The following is a 17,715-nucleotide window of genomic DNA, read 5'->3' as shown; positions in this document are numbered from 1 at the left end:
CGCGCGCGGGGCGCCAGGCCGCTGAACACGCGTCGCGTGCGCGCAGTGCAGCCGCCGGGCCGCGGTTGGCGTGTCCTCCGCGTGCCGGTATAGTGCCGCCGCGATGGGCCGCAGCAGCTTGGTTTCCGTCCTCTGCGCCCTCGGCATCGTGGGTTGCGCCGGGAGGGCGCCGGAGGCGGCGCGATCGAAGGACAGCCTGCAGCGCGTCGTCGCCGCGGTCTCGGCGGAGCACGGCGAGGGCGCGCCCGGGACGGCGGACCACGCGGAGCTCGCGGCTGCCCACGACCACGACCACGACGACGAGGTGGAGGAGGACGGCGGGGAGGTCGACGACGACGTCGAGCTGCCTGTGGAGCCGGGCGCCGGCGCGCCGGCGCGCTCGCCGCTCGCGGCCATGACCGACGCGCAGATCGAGGAGCTGCTGGCGAGGGACCCGGCGGCGCTCGGGCCGATGTCGCTCGGCGCCACCAACGCGGGCGCGCTGTTCAACGGCATCCGGATGCCCGAGAGCGACCGGTGGGAGCTCGTCGACCCGGGCCACGCCTGGGGGACGCGCGAGACGGTCGACGCGCTCGATCGGGCGATCGCGGAGGTGCACCGGCAGTTCCCGGGCAGCCCGAAGCTCTACATCGGGCACATCAGCGCGCGGGAGGGCGGCCGCCTGTCGCCGCACAAGAGCCACCAGGCCGGGCGCGACGTCGACATCAGCTATTTCCTCGCCGACGCGCGGCACCGCTGGTACCAGCGGGCCACGGCGGCGAACCTCGACCGGGAGCGCACGTGGGCCTTCGTCCGGGCGCTGATCACCGAGACCGACGTGGAGCTCATCCTGATCGACACGAGCGTGCAGAAGCTGCTGAAGGAGCACGCGCTGAAGATCGGCGAGGACAAGGACTGGATCGACGACGTCTTCCAGTACGGATCGAGGAGCCGGCGGCCGCTCATCCGTCACGCCCGGGGGCACGCGAACCACATCCACATCCGGTTCTACAGCCCGATCGCGCAGGAGTCGGCCGTGCGCGCGTACGCGCTGCTCGTGAAGCGCGGGGCGATCAAGCCGAGGGCGCAGTACGTGCGCCACGTCGCGAAGAAGGGGCAGACCCTGGGCTCGCTGGCCCGGCAGTACGGCACCACCGTGGAGGCGATCAAGCGGGCCAACGGGCTTCGGTCCACGGCGATCCAGGCGAAGCGCGCCTACAACATCCCGCGGCCGTCCGGCGGCCCCGCCGCCCCGCCGAAGCACGTGACGGTGCCGCCGCGGCGGCTGCCGCCGCCGAGGGCGGCGGACGCGTCGCCGGCGCCCCACGCCGCCCACGGGCCCGCGCTCGGCGGCTGACGGCCGGCGCGGGCCGCGCGCGGGGCCTCAGTGCTTCACGTCGACGACGAGCCGCGCCGGCCTCGTCAGCTCGAGGACGCGGTACCGGTTCGGCGACGCGACCCCGAGCACCCAGGTCACCTCGGCCTCGAAGTCGCACGTGCGCTCGAGCTCCAGGGCCACGCCGAGCGCGAGCTTCCGCTCGCGGAACGGGATCGTGGCCTTCCCCGCCTCCGTGTGCGCCGCGGCGGGGCTCATGCGCACGGCGAGCCAGCCGTCGCCGGCGATCTCCGTCGCCTCGCCCGAGCCGCACTGGCGCACCGGCCTGTCGATGTACTCGACGTGGTAGCCCGGCACCGCGTCCCCCTCGAACTCGAACACGACGCGGTCGTAGTGCTCGTGCCGGGCCGCGCGCACGTCGCGCAGGACGGCGAGCTTGGCGTCGGGGCGCGGCTTGTCGGTGGGGCCCGCGGTGCCCTCGAACGAGTCCGTGCTCGTGGGGTCGGCCTCCTTCGGGGGCCGCGGCGTGGGCGGCTCGTCGTCCGCTGCCGGGTCGGCGGAGGGGCGCGTGTCGATCGGCGTGACGTGCGGGATGGGCTGCGCAGGCTCGCTGCCGGCGCCGCCGCGGCAACCCGCGGCGAGCGTCACGATCGCGGCCGCGAGCAGCAGGTTCGCGGTCCTCATGAGGTTTCTTCCATGGCGCCGCCGCCGCCGCCCGTCCACCGCGGCGCGGGGGCGCGGCCGCCGGCGCGGGCGGCGCGCCCGGCGGGTCACCGCGCCGCCGCCCGCGCCCTGGCCAGGATCGCCTGGAGCCGGGGGACGATCTCGTCCACCGCGCGATCGCCCTTCACCGACCCCTCGACGCGGAGCGGCGTTCCCCGGCCGTCCTCGCCGGGCACGGCGAAGAGCGGGATCATCTCCGACGCGTAGCCGGCCTCGGCGAGCCGATCCTGGTCGCGGTCGAGGTCGAACTCGAGAAGGCGCAGCGCCGGGAAGGTCGCGTCGAGCCGCCCCGCCTTCACGGCGTCGTGGAACCTCGTGCACGGCTCGCACCACGGCGCGCCAACGTAGACCACGAGCTCGCGCCCCTCGCGCCGGGCGCGGTCTCGCGCCTCCTGCACGAGCGCGGGGACCTCGCCTCCCTCCGGCGCCGGCACGACCTCGGCCCGGAGCGCCGCCGGCCGCGCGGCGCCGCCCTCCGCAGCGGGCTGGGAGGTCTCTTCCCGCGAGCAGCCGAGGAGCGCCGCCATACAGAGGATCAGCCCGGCTCGCGCCGCCCGGTTCAATCCATGACCCTTCACGTCGTCGTCTCCCTCTCGGCCACTGTCTTGCTCACGCCTGGCCGCGCCGCCAGCCCGTCTCGCGCTGCGGCTGCGTCCCGAGCCCGCGTCCGTGACCGCCGCCGCTCAGGGCGGTTCGCGCCTCATGCGGCCAGCGCCGCGCCCGCGACGTGCGTCCCTGGTCCGGGATGGACAAGAATTTGAACCACAGAGGCACAGAGGGCACAGAGGGCAGAGAGGAGAAGATGATATGGCCCTATCCATCTCTCTCTTTCTCTCTTCCTCTGTGCCCTCTGTGCCTCTGTGGTTCAAATTCTCATGAACCAGGGGCGGGCCTCGACAACCTGGTACCGGCGTCAGGGCAGCACGAGCTTGAGCGAGAACACGTAATCGACGTTGACCGGCCGGCCCTGGTACGTGACCGGCTTGTAGCGGCTCGCCGCGAGCGCTGCGAGGACCGCCTCGTTCATGTGGGGGACACCCTTGACGATACGGCAGCCGGTGAGGTTGCCAGCCGTCGTCACAACGCACCGCGCGAGGACCGTCCCCTCGACGCGGGCCTGCCGCGCCTCCCGCGTGTAGACCACCGCGGGCGCCACGACAGGCACGGGGCGCGTCATCCCCTCCTGGAAGCGCAAGATCTCGGGGGCGGTCGCCGCCGGCGTGGCGGGCACGGCCGCCGGCGCGGACCGCAGGGCGTCGGCGGGCTGGGCGGCATCGGGCGCGGCGTCGGCGGGCTGGGCGAGCTCGGGCGCGGCCACGACGGGTTCGGCCGGGGCGCGCTCCTCGCGCGGCGGTTCCTCCTCGTAGGGAGTCGGCTCCGGGAGCGCGCTCGCCGCGACCTGCGTGCTCGGCGGCGGGGGCAGCGCCGGGGCCGCGGCGAGCGCCTCGAGCTCGGCCGACGCGGTCTCGTCCTCGGGACGCACGACGAGCACCGTCGGCCTGTGGCCAGGCTTCGTGAGCTGGAGGCGGTACTCGGCGCGTGTCCCAGCGCCCTCCAGGACGAGCCGGCACGGCGTCGCCAGGCACACCTCCGTCCCGCGGTCGGACACGCGGGCGCCCGGCGGATCGCTCTCGATCCGCACGATCCTGAACCCCGCCGCCGTGCCGGGCTCCCGGTCCGCCGACGCCCCGGCGGGGACGGCCATCGGCACGAGGACGGACTGGACGGCCGCCGGGGCGCTCGGCGCCTGCGGCCCGCGCGCATGCCCGCCGAGCGCCAGCACGAGGCCGCCGCCGACGAGCGCCGCGATGGGCGCCACGAGATAGAGAGACAGCGACCGGTGGCGAGGCGGCGCGACGGAGCCGCTGAACGTCGGCGGCGCGTGGGGTGGAGAGAGCGAGTCGAGCTGCGTCGAGCGGGGCGACGGGCCCGGGTCGAACGGCGACGGCGAGAGCTCCGCGATGCGCGGCCCCGAGCCCGACGGCGCGGCGGGCAGCGCGCCGCCGGGCTGCGACACGGGCACGCGCTCAACGTGATCGGCGGCGTGACTGGCGACGCGATCGGGCGTCGACGCCCGCGCGACGTCGACCGGCTCGCCCGCGGCGGCCTTCAGCGCGAGCAGGCACTCCTTCATCGACTGGAAGCGCCTGTCAGGGCTCTTCTCGAGACACCGCATCACGAGCGCCTCCATCGCCGGCGACACGGGCGCACCCGGCGCGCGCCCCGCGAGCGGCGGCGGCGGCTCGCTGACGTGGGCCATGAGCGTCGCCGTGGGCACCTTCTTGTCGAACGGCGCCTTGCCGCAGAGCATCTCGTAGAGCAGCACGCCGAGCGAGTAGATGTCTGCGCGCGGCGAGAGCTCGTTGCCCATCGCCTGCTCCGGCGCCGTGTACTTGGGAGATCCGATGAACAGGCCCTTCTGCGTCAGGTCGTCGAGCTGCTGTCCCGAGACGTCCTTGACGAGGCCGAAGTCGAGCACCTTGACGAAATCCTTCTCGTCCCCCTGGTCGACGAGGAGCACATTGCTCGGCTTGAGGTCCCGGTGCACGAGCCCGAGCCCGTGCGCCTCCGCCAGCGCGCGGCAGATCTGCCGCGCGATCCGGCCCGCGCGCGCCTCGGGGAGCGGGCCCTCGTCGTGGAGCACGCGGTGGAGCGTGCGCCCGGCGATGTACTCCATGGCGATAAAATAGATCCCGCGCGGATCGTCCTTGCCGTAATCGAAGACGGTGACCGAATTCGGGTGGGTGAGCCTCGCCGCGGTGGCGGCCTCGCGCGAGAAGCGCCGGAAGAACTCCGGATCTTGCTCGCGGCGCTCATCGGGGACGAGGAGCTTGAGGGCGCAGATCCGACCAAGCGCGAACTGCTCTGCCCTGTAGACCTTGCCCATACCTCCGCGGGCGATGAGCGAGATGATCCGATATCGACCCGCGATCGTCGCGCCGATGAGGGGGTCTTGACCGCTGCTCCTGGCCGTACCCATGCCGTTCATCATACGCACGAGGGCGAGCGCCCGGCTACCCCAACGCCCGTGTCATTCCTGTTTGCGCGACCCAGGATCGTCCGTGCGGTTACAGGCGACCGCCGGTGTGACGCGATCGATACCGTGGTGTGATGATGGCGTTTTCCCTGGACGGCGTCTCCGCGGGGGCGGCGAGGTGAACGCGTGGTGACCCGCAGAGCACCGGAAGGTTGCGAGCCGGTTTCGCGGCGACGCGACGGAGCGCGGCCGCCCGGGCCACGCGGGCGGGCAGCCTGGAATCCGTTCAACGACCGGGGCGCGGGGTCGCCGCTGAAAATTGCGTTGCAGGTCGGGAACCTGGGGCAGGGACCGCTGTCGATTCAGGGCGTGAACGCGGTGCTCCGCGGCGCACGAAGGGCGCGGTGAGGCTCGCCGCGCGCGCGCCGGGGCGCGCCGCGCCGGCGGGCTCCCGCGGGCTCCCTCCATTCAGACCGCTCGCCGCGCGGCGCTGGCCGCGCGCGCGAGCAGGAAAGGGCTGTCTCCGATGGACACGTTCAAGGTGGCTCCGAGCATGGCATCGTCGAACCCGTTTCTTGGCAACACGCCCTTCAGCCCGGCTCCGGCCTGCGATGCCGAGGTGCCCGCGGACGCGCCGGAGGGCTCGTATACGTACGCGCTGGTCAAGAGCGCGCCCGAGGTGCCCGCGGACGAGTGCGAGACCGAGACGGTGTCCGTCGAGGTGATCGTCCGGTGGGGGAACAGCGTGCTTCACATGGCGCACCTGACCCCGCCGCGCGCCTTTCACGTCGGCGAGCAGGACGGCGCCGAGAGCGGGTGCGACTTCTTCGTACCGGCGGCGCGGCTCGGCGCCGCGAGGGCGCCGCTCGTGCTCGTCGGCGACGGGGGCGAGGTGAGCGCCGTGATCCCGCAGGGGGCCAGGGGCATGATCGACCTCGGGAGCTGCAAGATGACCGTCGCGCAGGCGATCGCGTCGGGCCGCGCGGTGCCCTGCGCGGCGCTCGACGGGGCGCGGCAGATCGCGCTGCCGCTCGGCGGCCGGGCGAGGCTCGATCTCGGCGACTTCGGCTTCGAGGTCGCCGTGGGCAGGGCGGGCCGCCGCGTGGCGGGCAAGGTGAGCCTCGACCGCCGGAGCCTGCCGTTCGCCGCGCTCTCGACGCTCGTCCACGTCGGCCTGCTCGGGGCCATGGCCGCGTTCATGCCGCCGCTGGCCATGGCCGACGACGGCGGCGTGAGCCCGGAGCAGGCGTACCTGCTCGCGCAGGCGCTCGCGGCGACCGCCGAGCGGGAGCTGCCCGAGGCCGACGCGAGCGCCGCGGCGAGCCGCCCGAACGAGACGGAGGGCGGCTCGGGCGCGGCCGCGATCGGCGAGTCGGGCAAGGCCGGGAGCGAGACGAGCCGCAAGACGAACGGGCGCTTCGACATCGCGGGGCCGAAGGACAACCCCGACGTGCGGATCTCGCGGGCGCAGGCGCTCGACGACGCCGGGCGCTTCGGGTTGATCGGCGTGCTCCAGGCGGGGCTCGGCGACCCGAACGCGCTCACGGCGCCCTGGGGCGGCGTGGACACGCTCGGGAACGGCGCGCGCAGCGTGATCGCCAACCTGTGGGGCGAGACGATCGACGAGTCGGGCGGCGCGGGCGGCCTCGGGCTCACCGGCGTCGGCGAGGGCGGCGGCGGGCGCTTCACGGGCATCGGGATGGGGCCGCTCGGCACCATCAACCACGGCAACGGGCTCGGCGACGGGCAGGGCTTCGGTCCCGGCCACGGCGCGTCGCGCTTCGCCGGCGCCCGCGGCCACAAGCCGGCAGGCGCGCCGCGCATGCGGATCGGGTCGCCCTCGGTGTCGGGCCGGATCCCGCCCGAGGTCATCCAGCGCATCGTGCGGCAGAACTTCGGTCGATTCCGGCTCTGCTACGAGAACGGGCTGCGCAACAACCCGAACCTCACCGGGCGCGTGTCGGTCGGCTTCACGATCGGCCGCGACGGCGCGGTCTCCAGCGTCCAGAACGGCGGCTCCGATCTGCCGGACACCGGCGTGGTCGCCTGCGTCGTCCGCTCGTTCTATGGGCTGTCGTTCCCGCCGCCGGACGCCGGCATCGTGACCGTGACCTATCCGCTCCTCTTCAGCCCCTCCGGCGGCTGACTCACCCCTCGCGCGGCGGAGGCCCTTCAGTGGCCGCCGCCCGCGGCGATCTGGCCGACGGCCCGCTCCGCCTCCGCGATCTCCCGCTCTCGCTGCTGGATCATCACCCCTTGCGGCGGGCCCTGGAAGCGGCGGCGCTCCAGCGCAAACCAGATGATCGCCGTCAGCGCGAACACGATGAGCATGATGACAAGGGCCTTGTCGTTCGGCGGCTGGACGCTCACGACGATCAGCATCAGGCACGCGAGGACGCTGATGACCGCGAGCGGCCGGTAGAGCGGGCCGAGGTCCCACGGCCCCATCGTCACCCAGGTGCGGCCGTAGGCCCGCACGCCCGCCATCGTCGGCATGACATAGGAGATGTAGAGGAAGATCACGCACACGGCCGTGATCGTCGAGTAGACCGGGGTGTAGACGGTGAAGGCGATCGTCAACCCGCTGACGACCCAGATAGCCGTGGCCGGCGTGCGGAACTTCGGGCTCACCTTGCGGAGCTGCTCCGAGAGGGGCAGGCCCCCGTCGCGGGCGAACGCGAACGTCATGCGCGAGGCGGACGTCACCGTCGCCAGCCCGCAGAGGTACTGGGCGACCGAGATGCCGGCGTAGAGCGCGATCCGCAGCTTCTCCGGGATGACGCTCTCCATGATCCAGAAGAAGACCCCGCTGCCCTTCGACGCGGCCCTGTCCATGTCCGGGATCGCGAGCACGATCGCGCTCAGCATGAGCCAGCCGAACACGCCGGAGACGAGCACCGCCCGGACGATGCCCCGCGGGACGGTGTGCGCCGCGCCGATCGTCTCCTCCGAGGTGTGCGCCGACGCGTCGTATCCGGTGATCGTGTATGCGGGCAAGAGGAAGCTCAGGAGGAACAGCATCGTCATGCTGTCCGTCTCCGGCCACACGTCGCCCCCCTTCGGGCCGCTGTAGTTCGTGAACGTGACGAGCCGCCCGAGGTCGATCTCGGGCGCGTGGAACAGCATCGCGAGGGTGAGGACCACCGCGACGACGAGGATGAGGTATCCGCTGAAGTCGGTGAGCAGCGTGGTGACGCGGATCCCGAGGTGGTTGAAGAGCGCCTGTGTCCCGGTGATGAGCGTGACCCCGACGATCTGCGTCAGGAGGGCCCGAGCCGGATCCATCGCCGCGATGTCGACGCCGAACAGCGGGCCGAGCGAGCTCATGATGAACAGGTAGGCGCCGACGTTGATGGCCGCGAGGACGGTGACGAGGCCGATCAGGTTGAACCACGCGGTGGCCCAGCCGAAGCCCCGGCCGCCGAGGATGGAGGCCCAGTGATACAGGCCGCCCGCGGTCGGGAACGCGGAAGCGACCTGCCCCATCGTGAGCGCCGTGCAGAGCGACAGCGCGCTGCAGACCGGCCAGCCGATGCCGATGCCGGCGCCGCCGACGCTGCAAAGGCCCATCTGGAACGAGGTGATGCCGCCCGCGATGATGCAGATGATCGAGAACGAGATGGCGAAGTTCGAGAATCCCCCCATCCGGCGCAGCAGCTCCTGCGCGTAGCCCATGCTGTGGAGCGTCTTCACGTCCTCGGCGATCACGCCCTCCACGCTGCGCGGCCGATCGCCGGCGCGCGGCCCGACGTCCCCCTTCGTCTCACGGCTCATGAGCGGTCCCTTTCATCACGGGTCTGGAGCACGGCCGACGGCGCCCGCGGGCCCCGTGACGATCGGCGCGTGTCGCGCGATGAGCGCCCCGCTCGGGGATCTCGCCCGCGCGAGGAGAGCGTACCCGGGCACGCCGGCGAATGCCTAGTGTCCGTATCCGGGGCGGCGCGGGGACCAGGGAAGGGATATCAACGCCGAGGCGCGAAGGCGCAAAGAGACAAAAGTTTTGCGTCTTTGCGACTTTGCGCCTTTGCGTTGAAATCTCTTTCTCTCTTCGCGAGGCTGATCCCTGGCATGGTCTTTTCCCGGATCCGATCAAGCTGTCTCGAGCGCTGCCTGCAGCAGCGTGGTCGGATTTCGAAACCTGCTGTTCGTGAGCCCGATACCGGACAAGCACGGTGCATGGACGGCGGCACCGGCGGCACCGGCGGCACCGGCGGCACCGGCGGTGGCCGGGGAGCCCCGCTGCTACCCTCGCCGCCGATGGCCGCCACGAAGCTCCCCCCGCTCCCGCGCCGGCGCGCGCTGCTCGGCCTCGCCGCGCTCGCCTCGGCCTCGTGCCGCCGCAGCAGCTCGCCGCCGCCGCCGCCGGACCCGGCGCCCGCTTCGTCCGGAGCCGCCGCTCCGGGCTGGAAGGACCTCGCGTTCGCGCCGGACCCGGGCGGCGACGGCCCGCAGCGCGCGCTGCTCCTCGCCCCCGGCGGCGCGGCGGCGCCGCCGCTGCTCGTCGCGCTGCACGGGCGCGGCGAGGCGGTGCGGGGCGTCGAGGTCGGCGCGCGCGGGTGGCGCGACGACTACGGCCTCGACGCGACGATCGAGCGGCTCCGATCGCCGCCGCTCGATCCGGAGGACCTCGGGCACATGGTGACGCGCGAGCGGCTCGCGCAGCTCAACGCCTCGCTCGACGCCCACCCCTACCGCGGGATGTGCATCGCCACGCCGTTCACGCCCGACCTGCGCGATCGCTCCGCCGAAGGGGCCGCGGCGTTCGGGCGGTTCGTCGTCGAGCGGCTCCTGCCGCGGGCGCGCGCCGAGGGCGGCTGCCAGGCCGCCCGGGAGGCGACGGGCATCGACGGCGTGAGCCTCGGCGGCCGGCTCGCGCTGCTCGTCGGCCTGTCGCACCCCGACGTCTTCGGCGCGGTCGGCGCCCTGCAGCCCGCGGTGCGGGCGGGCGAGGCGGAGATGTTCTCGGCCCTCGCGCGCCGGGCCATGGAGCGCCGAACGATCGCGCTGCGGCTCGTGTCCAGCGAGGCGGACCCCTTCCTGCCCGCCATCCGGGCGATCAGCGATCGGCTGCGCCAGGACGGCGTCGCCCACGAGCTGCTCATTGTGCCCGGACCGCACGACTATGCCTGGAATCGCGGCCCCGGCGGCGTGGAAATGGTGCTCTGGCACGAGCGCGTGCTGCGGGGGTTGAGCCCGCCGTGACCGGGCCGGCCCGGCGTCACAAGCCCCTGACCCAGGCCGCCGAACCGTGTTAGTTCCTCGGCAACGACGTGGCCGACACGACACGCATCGCCCGCGCCGACAGCGCGACCGACCCGCCCTCCGTGCGCGAGTGGCTGAAGCCGCTCGAGACCGCCGGCCAGCGCCGCAGCACGAGCGCGAAGCGCGTCGGCGGCAAGGCGGCGTCGCTCGGGCGCCTGCTGCGCGACGGCTTCCCGGTGCCGCGCGGCTGGGCGCTCGACGCGCGGTGCTTCACGGAGCTCGTCGACAGGCAGCTCCCGCCGGGGCACGACCTCGCCACGCTGATCCGGCTCTCGGGCACGAAGGCGGGCGTCGACCGGGCGGCGCGGGCGCGCGACCGCATCCTGACCGAGCCGCTGCCCGAGGCGCTCTCGACCGCGCTCGGGGCGCTCTGGCAGGCCGTCGAGCCCGAGGCGCCCTGGGGGCTCGCGGTGCGGTCGAGCGCCACCTGCGAGGACAGCGACGAGACGTCGATGGCGGGGCTCGCCACCTCGGTGCTCGGCGTGCGCGGCGAGGCCGAGCTCCACGCCGCGATCCGGCAGGTCTGGGCGAGCGCCTTCCTGCCGCGCGCGCTCGCGTACCTCGCGCACGCGGGCGTCCGCGACGTCGCGATGGGCGTGGTGCTCCAGGTGATGGTGCGCGCCGAGGCCGCGGGCGTGCTCTTCACCGCGCCCCCGCCGGGGCTCGAGAGCGAGCACTGGCGCGCGGGCGAGCGGCTCGTGAACGTCACGCTCGGGCTCGGCGCGCCTGTCGTCGACGGCGCCGTGGCGGCCGACACCCTCCGGATCGCGCGCGACGGCGGCCGGGTCGTCGCGTCCGCCGTCGCGCAGAAGCGGCGCGCGCTCGTCGTCGGCGCGGCGGGGATCGAGGAGGTCCCGGTGCCCACGGAGCGCGCCGAGCGCCCGGCGCTCGACGAGGCCGCGCTGCAGCAGCTCGCCGAGCTCGCCGCGCGGCTCGAGCAGGGCGGCAAGGGTCCGTTCGACGTGGAGTTCGCCGTGGAGGGCGACGACCCCGGCGGCCCGGAGGCGCCGCGGGACGGCGCTGCGCCGGGCAGCTCGCCGCCGCCGGCCGGGCGGCGCGTCTGGCTGCTCCAGGTGCGCCCGGTGAGCGGCGGCGGCTTCCCCGAGGGGGGCGGCGCCGACACGATCTGGTCGCGCGCCAACGTGGGCGAGGCGCTCCCGGGCGCGGCGACGCCGCTCACCTGGTCGGTGGCCCGGGCGTTCTCGGACCGGGGCTTCCGCGAGGCGTTCGCCGCGCTCGGCTGCCGCGTGCCGCGCGGCGCGCGCCTCGTGACGAACGTGTACGGGCGCTTCTACCTGAACCTGACCGCCTTCATGCAGATCGCGGCGCAGGTCCCGGGTCTCTCGCCGGGGGCGCTGCTCGGCATGAGCGGCGGGGCGAGCGAGCAGCTCATCGCGCGGCTCGCCGAGCAGAGCGCGGGCGTGTCGCGGCGCCGCTTCTACGCGCGGCTGCCGCTCACCGCGCCGCGGCTGCTCCTGCGGCAGGCGCGCCTCGAGCGCGAGGTCGCGGCCTACGAGGGCGAGGCGCTCTGGGCGCAGCGCGCGCTCTCGGAGCTCGACATGACGCTCCTGCCGGACGACGCGATCGGCACCACGCTGCGCAGCGTCTTCCTGCTGCTCGAGCGGACCGGCACGCTGATGCTGCACTGCGCGTCGGCGTCGCTCGCGAGCCACCTCGGGCTCTGCAAGGCGCTGGAGCGGGTCACGCGCCGCCGCGCGTCCGCGCGCTCCGCGTCCGGCGAGGCGCCGCTCGACGACGCGGCCGGTCGCGCGGAGACGAACATCGAGCACCTGGCGCAGGTGCTCGCGGGCGGCGTGCGCGAGCTCGACAGCGCGGGGCCGGGCATCGAGCTCGCCCGGGTGGCCGAGCTCGTCATGCTGGATCGGGTCGCGCGCGAGCGGCTCCTCGCCGGCGAGGTGAGGTGGCCGCGCGACCTGCCCGAGGGCCCGGCGCGCGACGCGCTGGCGCGCTTCCTCGACGCGTACGGCGATCGCGCCGTGCGCGAGGCGGAGCTCGCGACGCCGCGCTGGCGGGAGGATCCGACGCCGGTCATCGCGATGCTCACGGCGTCGCTGCGCGGCGCGCCCGGCGACCCGGAGCGCGCGCTGGCGCGGGCGCGCGCGCTCGCCGACCGGGAGATGGCGGTGCTCGAGACGCGCCTGTCGCGGGCGGAGCTCGCGCTGCTGCGCGTGCTCGTCGGCCGCGCGCAGCGCTACGTGCGCCTGCGCGAGCGCATGCGCACGTGGGTGACGCGCGTGCTCGGCATGCTGCGGAAGGTCGCGCTCGACATCGACCGGCGGCTGCGGCGCATCGAGCCGTCGCTCTTGCCCGGGAGCGTCTTCTTCTGCACGTACGAGGAGCTCGTGACGGCGCTCTCCAGCGGCCGCGCCGACGTGGGCCACGTCGTCCGGCTGCGCCGCGCCGAGCACCTGCGCGACGCCGCGCGCCCCGATCCGCCGCCGACGTTCATCGGCCGGCCGCCGCCGATCGTGCTGCCGCCGGCGTCCGGGGTCCGCCTCCTCGGCTTGCCGGCGAGCCCCGGCGTCGTCGAGGGGCGCGCGCGCGTGCTCGACCCCGGCGCGCCCTCGCTCGACGCGGTGGAGCCGGGCGAGGTGCTCGTCGCGCGGACGACGGACATCGGCCTGTCGCCGCTGTTCCTGGTGGCCGCCGCCGTCGTGACGGAGCTCGGCGGCCCCATGTCGCACGCCTCGATCGTCGCGCGGGAGTACGGCATCCCGGCGGTGGTGAACGTGCCCGGCGTGACGCTGGCGATCAAGACGGGCGACCGGCTGCGGATCGACGGCGATCGCGGCGTGGTCGAGCGCCTGGACGAGCGCGGCGCGCCGCCGTCGAGCGACGGCGGGCCGCCATCGCTCGACGGCGCGCCGCCGTCGCTGGACGGCGCCTCGGGCGAGGGCGCGGCGCCGCTCGCCGCGCCGCCCGGATGACCGCGGCGCGGTGGCGCGTGGGGCCGTCGGACGGCCCCACGGTGGCCGACGTCCTCGAGCGCATGGGCGGCGCGTCGCGCGCGTTTGCTGGCGCGGCGGCGGAGGGGCGCGCCTTCCTGAACGCGCGGCGCGCGCGGCCGGACGACCCGGTGGCCGAGGGCGACGAGCTCGCCGTGTGGCCGGCGCGGCGCGACGCGCCGGGCGCGCCGCCGGTCGAGGTGCTGGCGCGCTGGGGGGAGATCCTCGTCGCGTCGAAGCCGGCGGCGCTGCCGACGATGCCGGAGCGCCGCGGCACGCGGTCGCTTGTCACGGAGGTCGCGGAGCTGCTCGGCCTGCCCGCGCCGCCGCACGCGGCCTCGCGGCTCGACGTGGGCGTGAGCGGCGCGGTGCTGTGCGCGACGGGCGCGCGGGGCCAGCGGCACCTCGCGGCGATGCGCGAGGCGGGGCGCATCGCGCGCGTCTACGTCGGCGTCGCGGGCGGGCGCGTCGAGGGGGCGGGCACGTGGGATGCGCCGATCGGCGCGGCGCGGGCGCGGGGCGGGCGCAGCCTGCCGGCGGTCGGCGGCGCCGGGGCGAGGGACGCGGCGACGCGGTACCGTGCTGTCGCCTGGGCCGGGGGTGGGGCGGCGCCGGCCACGCTGCTCCGGCTGGATCCGGTGACGGGCCGCATGCACCAGCTCCGGGTGCACGCCGCGCACGCGGGCGCGCCGCTCCTCGGCGATCGCGATCATGGCGGCGCCCGGTCCGTGACGACGGCGCGGGGCCGCGTGCTCCCGCTCGCGCGCATCGCGCTGCACGCCCTGCGCGTCGCGGTGCCGGACGAGCGCGGCGAGGAGCGCGCCGCGGTGGCGCCGGTGCCGGAGGAGCTGCGGGATCTCTGGACGGCGCTCGACGGCGACGGCTCGGCGTGGGAAGAGGTGCTGTCTGCGGCGCCCGAGGCGGCCTTGCTGCTCGGGGCTCCCTCCGGTACCCGATGACCTCGCCTCGCCCTTTTGCCCGTGCCGCCCTTGCAACCCTCGCCGGCCTTGCGCTCGCCGCCGCGGGGGTCGTCGCGGTGGCCGACCCCGGCGCTCCTCCGTCGCGCGCCGGGTATGCGCCGGACCCCGAGGTGCGGCCCAGCGCGAGGCAGTGGGTCTTCGAGGTGCAGTACGCGAAGGGCAGGGGATCGATCGCGCGGGTGCGCCCTGTGACGCTCGACAGGCCAGCGGCGACGGCGCGCGTGATGGGCCGGTTCGCGATCGAGCTCTACGTCGGCAAGGAGCTGCTCGATCGGATCCGCTTCGACGTGCCGCTGACGGGCGACGCGCCCGAGCGGTCGAAGGACATCCTGCTCCGCCGGCCGACGTTCGACGAGGGCGTGACGACGAGGCTGCGCGTGCAGATGGCGGACAACCCGCGCGCGAGCTGGGCCAAGCTGGTCGATCGGAAGACGGGCGCGGAGCAACGTTTCGTGTGGCCGCCGGAGCCGGACGGCCGGCTTGCGTCGCTGGACGCGCCGAGCCCGGCGGCGCTCGACGGCGGCGTGCCGGCGGATGGCGGGAGGCCGCCGGCGGACGGCGGCGCGGCGGACGGGGGAAGGCCGCCGGCGGACGGGGGGCGCCCGGATGCGGGTTGGCCGCCGGTGGACGCGGGGCCGCCGGATGCGGGGTGGCCGCCGGTGGACGCGGGGCAGCCGGACGGGGGCTGGCCGCCGGTGGACGCGGGGGTACCGGATGGGGGCTGGCCGCCAGTGGACGCGGGTCGGCCGCCGGATGCCGGGGTGCCGGTGGACCCGTTCAGGCCGCGGCGCAAGTAGCTCGGCGCGGGGGTCGCTGGCGACGCGGGGGTCGTTGGTGACGCGGGGGTGGCTGGCCCTCTGGCCCGTGCAGCAAGGTTTCCCCTTCGGGGCGCGGCTGCGGTACCTTGGGGGCCATGCAGGACCGCTCGCTAGCTGTCATCGCCTCGTTCGCTTTCGCTGTCGCCGTTGCGGTGCCGGCTGCTGCCCAGCAGCCGGCTGCGGACGCTGCGGCGCCGCCTGCTGCCGCGGCGGCCACGTCACCGAAGGATCCTGAGGGGCGGAGCGGCATCAGCCCGTACACGGAGCAGATCCTGAAGGGTCAGGGGTCGTTCGTGGCGCGCGACATTCCCGGTGCGATCGCTGCCTTCCAGGAGGCGATCAAGCTGGATCCCACGAAGATGCTCGGCTTCTACCGTCTCGGCGAGGCGATGCTCGAGTCGGGCAACCAGGCGGAGGCGGAGGCGGCCTGGACGACGGCGCTCAGCAAGAAGGGCACGGAGGCGCTTCACGCCAAGGTGCTCTTCTGCCTGGCCGATCTGCGCGAGCGTCAGAAGAACTGGCAGGGTGCGAGGGACGCGTGGGGTGCCTACGGCGCGTACCTGACCAGCAATCCGAAGGCGGGCGGCTACCCGGCGACCGTGACGGAGCGTCAGAAGCAGATCGACCGGCGGGTGAAGGACGAGAAGGACTACGTCGCGGTCAAGGAGCGCATCGTCCAGCGCGAGGCCGAGCGCCAGAAAGAGGCCGAGGAGAACGCCAAGAAGGACAAGCTGAACCGCTAGCGTGTCCTCGGCTGCGCGGAGCTCCTCCGCCGCGCACATGACAGCTCCCGATATCTAACCCAAGCACCCGTCGCCGGCGTGAAGGCAGCGTGTCGGAAGGCCTCGGGCGTGTGTCGGAGCGCAGTCGCGTCCTGAACCGCGAGCCTGCTCCGTCATCGGCTCCCCACCGCCGACGTCCGCCGCCTTCTCGACGACCCCCCTTTTCTTCAGGAGCTGGCGCAGGGGGTAGAGAGCGCTCCGGGCGCGCGCGGGGACGGGCCGATGTCTGAGCGCCTCTTGCCCGTGCTTGTCCCTCGCGCAGCGAGGGGCGAGCACGGGCCCGCGCGAGTTCGGCGGGCCCCCGCGCGCGCCCGGAGCGCTCTCTACCCCCTGCGCCAGCCGTCGCCCTCGATGGGTTGGGCCCCCGCCTCGGTCCACCGGTAGAACCCCTCCCCGGTCTTCTTCCCGAGCCTCCCCGCCCGCACCATCTGCCGCAGGATCACCGGCGGCCTGAACTGCTCCCCGACCTCCCGGTGCAGGTGCTCCAGGATCGCGAGCCGCACGTCGAGCCCCACGAGATCCGTCAGCTTCAGCGGCCCCATCGGGTGCCGGTACCCGAGCTCCATCGCGCGATCGATGTCGACCGCCGACGCCACCCCGGACTCCAGCATCCGCATCGCCTCCGCGCCGAGCGCCACCCCGAGCCGGCTCGTCGCGAAGCCGGGCGTGTCGTTCACCACGATCGGCGTCTTGCCCAGGCGCCTCGCCACCGAGAGCGCCGTCGTCACCGTCGCCTCGTCGGTCTCCAGCCCCCGCACCACCTCGAGCAGCTCCATCACCGGCGGCGGGTTGAAGAAGTGCAGGCCCACCGTGCGCGCCCCCGCCCCGAGCCGGCGGCCGAGCTCCGTGATGCTCAGGCTCGACGTGTTCGAGCCGAACAGCGCCCGCTCCGGCGCCGCCGCCTTCACCCGGCCGAGCACCTCGACCTTGAGGTCCATCCGCTCGGGCACCGCCTCGATCACGAGATCGACGTCCGCCGCCGCGCGCTCGAGATCCGGCGACGCGACGAGCATCCCGATCATCTCGCTGCGCGCCTCGTTGAGCATCTTGCCCTTCTGCACGAGGCGGTCGGTCGAGCGCTTGATGTCCTCGATCGCCGCGCCGATCCGCGCCGCGTCGACGTCGTGGAGGCGCGTCACGTAGCCGGCGACCGCCGTGACCTGCGCGATCCCCTGGCCCATCGTGCCCGCGCCGATCACGAGCGCCGCGCGGATGCGCGCGGCGGGGGAGCCCTCCACCGCCTCGCTCACTTCGGCGCGGCCGGCGGCTGCTGCGCGCCGCCCTTCTGCCGCGCCTCCTGCATCTGCTTGCGCACCCGCTCCACCTCCTCTGGCGTCAGCTTGCGCAGGTTCGCCGTGCCGGGCGCGGCGGGCCCCCGGAGCGCCTCGGCAGCGCGCATCGTCTCCGCGGCCGCGCCCGCGGCGGGCCCGGTCGGCGGGGTGGGGCGCTCGCCCGGCAGCCTCAGCCGGCGCCCGGGCGGGGGCTGGTCCGCCCCCGGGTGCGGGTGGTCGTGCGCGCCCTCCGGGTGGGCGCCGTGCGGGGCCGCGGGGCGCGCGCCGGCCGGGCGCGCGTTCGCCGCGGCCGCCGGGCGCGCGTCGGCCGGTGCCGCCTTGCCGGTCCCGGTCGCATCGTCGCCGCTGCTCATCGCGAGGAACGTGACGCCCGCGACCACGAAGACCGCGAGCCCCAGCGCCGGGACCCAGTTCGGGGTGGGCGGCTCGTCGGCCGGCAGCGCGCGGGCGGGCTCTGCGTCGAAGCCGTGGTGGTCGCTCGCGTCGTGCGCCGCGGCCGCGTGGGTTTCTTGATGGGCCGTGCTCATGCGCGCGACAGTTGCCGCACTTCCACAGCGGCGTCGAGGGGGTATCACGCCCCGCGCGGCGCGGGCGCCCGGC

At 74.8% G+C, this 17,715-nt stretch carries 13 protein-coding genes; 7 read left to right on the top strand and 6 right to left on the bottom strand.

Translation table 11 applies throughout. From position 1 onward, the window contains the following. Positions 1 to 103: 103 nt before the first annotated feature. A complete protein-coding gene (locus WMF24_RS40730; protein WP_437732858.1) occupies positions 104 to 1,336 on the top strand; it encodes a LysM peptidoglycan-binding domain-containing protein in 1,233 nt (410 codons plus the stop codon). Positions 1,337 to 1,363: 27 nt separating this feature from the next. Here WMF24_RS40730 and WMF24_RS40725 read toward each other — a convergent pair whose 3' ends face one another. The 3 genes from WMF24_RS40725 to WMF24_RS40715 all read right to left on the bottom strand — a co-directional run bounded on the left by WMF24_RS40725 (position 1,364) and on the right by WMF24_RS40715 (position 5,018). Beyond that, positions 1,364 to 1,999 carry an AMIN-like domain-containing (lipo)protein gene (locus tag WMF24_RS40725; protein ID WP_437732857.1) on the bottom strand — a complete coding sequence of 212 codons (636 nt, stop codon included), beginning with the start codon at positions 1,997 to 1,999 and terminating at the stop codon, positions 1,364 to 1,366. Positions 2,000 to 2,085: 86 nt separating this feature from the next. Continuing rightward, entirely contained in the window at positions 2,086 to 2,616 is a 531-nt protein-coding gene (locus WMF24_RS40720; RefSeq protein ID WP_437732856.1) for a thioredoxin, read from the bottom strand. 335 nt (positions 2,617 to 2,951) lie between these two features. Continuing rightward, a complete protein-coding gene (locus WMF24_RS40715; protein WP_437732855.1) occupies positions 2,952 to 5,018 on the bottom strand; it encodes a TonB family protein in 2,067 nt (688 codons plus the stop codon). A gap of 550 nt (positions 5,019 to 5,568) precedes the next feature. Between WMF24_RS40715 and WMF24_RS40710 the strand changes: the two genes are divergently transcribed. Further along, a complete protein-coding gene (locus tag WMF24_RS40710; RefSeq protein WP_437732854.1) occupies positions 5,569 to 7,161 on the top strand; it encodes an AgmX/PglI C-terminal domain-containing protein in 1,593 nt (530 codons plus the stop codon). A gap of 26 nt (positions 7,162 to 7,187) precedes the next feature. On the opposite strand, the gene WMF24_RS40705 is transcribed toward WMF24_RS40710, so the two are convergent. Then, on the bottom strand, positions 7,188 to 8,690 hold the full coding sequence (locus tag WMF24_RS40705) for an amino acid permease (protein WP_437738913.1): 1,503 nt from the start codon (positions 8,688 to 8,690) through the stop codon (positions 7,188 to 7,190). 501 nt (positions 8,691 to 9,191) lie between these two features. Here WMF24_RS40705 and WMF24_RS40700 point away from each other — a divergent pair. The 5 genes from WMF24_RS40700 (at position 9,192) to WMF24_RS40680 (ending at position 15,784) form a co-directional block, all read left to right on the top strand. After that, complete coding sequence (locus WMF24_RS40700; protein ID WP_437732853.1) at positions 9,192 to 10,217, top strand: alpha/beta hydrolase; 1,026 nt, start codon at positions 9,192 to 9,194, stop codon at positions 10,215 to 10,217. A gap of 68 nt (positions 10,218 to 10,285) precedes the next feature. After that, positions 10,286 to 13,225 carry a PEP/pyruvate-binding domain-containing protein gene (locus WMF24_RS40695; RefSeq protein ID WP_437732852.1) on the top strand — a complete coding sequence of 980 codons (2,940 nt, stop codon included), beginning with the start codon at positions 10,286 to 10,288 and terminating at the stop codon, positions 13,223 to 13,225. Continuing rightward, entirely contained in the window at positions 13,222 to 14,202 is a 981-nt protein-coding gene (locus WMF24_RS40690; protein ID WP_437732851.1) for a pseudouridine synthase, read from the top strand. Before WMF24_RS40695 ends, WMF24_RS40690 begins: the two co-directional genes overlap by 4 nt. Next, positions 14,199 to 15,020 carry a hypothetical protein gene (locus WMF24_RS40685; protein ID WP_437732850.1) on the top strand — a complete coding sequence of 274 codons (822 nt, stop codon included), beginning with the start codon at positions 14,199 to 14,201 and terminating at the stop codon, positions 15,018 to 15,020. Before WMF24_RS40690 ends, WMF24_RS40685 begins: the two co-directional genes overlap by 4 nt. Positions 15,021 to 15,136: 116 nt before the next feature. Next, complete coding sequence (locus WMF24_RS40680; protein ID WP_437732849.1) at positions 15,137 to 15,784, top strand: tetratricopeptide repeat protein; 648 nt, start codon at positions 15,137 to 15,139, stop codon at positions 15,782 to 15,784. A 362-nt stretch (positions 15,785 to 16,146) separates the two neighbouring features. Here the strand turns inward: WMF24_RS40680 and WMF24_RS40675 are convergent, their stop codons facing one another. After that, on the bottom strand, positions 16,147 to 17,061 hold the full coding sequence (locus WMF24_RS40675) for a 3-hydroxyacyl-CoA dehydrogenase family protein (protein WP_437732848.1): 915 nt from the start codon (positions 17,059 to 17,061) through the stop codon (positions 16,147 to 16,149). A gap of 8 nt (positions 17,062 to 17,069) precedes the next feature. Next, a complete protein-coding gene (locus WMF24_RS40670) occupies positions 17,070 to 17,642 on the bottom strand; it encodes a hypothetical protein (RefSeq protein WP_437732847.1) in 573 nt (190 codons plus the stop codon). Positions 17,643 to 17,715: the final 73 nt, after the last annotated feature.

Source organism: Sorangium sp. So ce1335 (genome assembly GCF_051521615.1).
Taxonomy (GTDB): Bacteria; Myxococcota_A; Polyangia; order Polyangiales; family Polyangiaceae; genus Sorangium.
This window is presented reverse-complemented; position numbering and strand designations above follow the sequence as displayed.

Bases quoted from the DNA above. Each gene is read 5' to 3' on its own strand.
- WMF24_RS40710 (WP_437732854.1), top strand. From the start codon at position 5,569: ATGGCATCGTCGAACCCGTTTCTTGGCAACACGCCCTTCAGCCCGGCT.
- WMF24_RS40690 (WP_437732851.1), top strand. From the start codon at position 13,222: ATGACCGCGGCGCGGTGGCGCGTGGGGCCGTCGGACGGCCCCACGGTG.
- WMF24_RS40730 (WP_437732858.1), top strand. From the start codon at position 104: ATGGGCCGCAGCAGCTTGGTTTCCGTCCTCTGCGCCCTCGGCATCGTG.
- WMF24_RS40700 (WP_437732853.1), top strand. From the start codon at position 9,192: ATGGACGGCGGCACCGGCGGCACCGGCGGCACCGGCGGCACCGGCGGT.
- WMF24_RS40725 (WP_437732857.1), bottom strand. From the start codon at position 1,999: ATGAGGACCGCGAACCTGCTGCTCGCGGCCGCGATCGTGACGCTCGCC.
- WMF24_RS40680 (WP_437732849.1), top strand. From the start codon at position 15,137: ATGCAGGACCGCTCGCTAGCTGTCATCGCCTCGTTCGCTTTCGCTGTC.
- WMF24_RS40670 (WP_437732847.1), bottom strand. From the start codon at position 17,642: ATGAGCACGGCCCATCAAGAAACCCACGCGGCCGCGGCGCACGACGCG.
- WMF24_RS40715 (WP_437732855.1), bottom strand. From the start codon at position 5,018: ATGGGTACGGCCAGGAGCAGCGGTCAAGACCCCCTCATCGGCGCGACG.
- WMF24_RS40705 (WP_437738913.1), bottom strand. From the start codon at position 8,690: ATGGGCTACGCGCAGGAGCTGCTGCGCCGGATGGGGGGATTCTCGAAC.
- WMF24_RS40685 (WP_437732850.1), top strand. From the start codon at position 14,199: ATGACCTCGCCTCGCCCTTTTGCCCGTGCCGCCCTTGCAACCCTCGCC.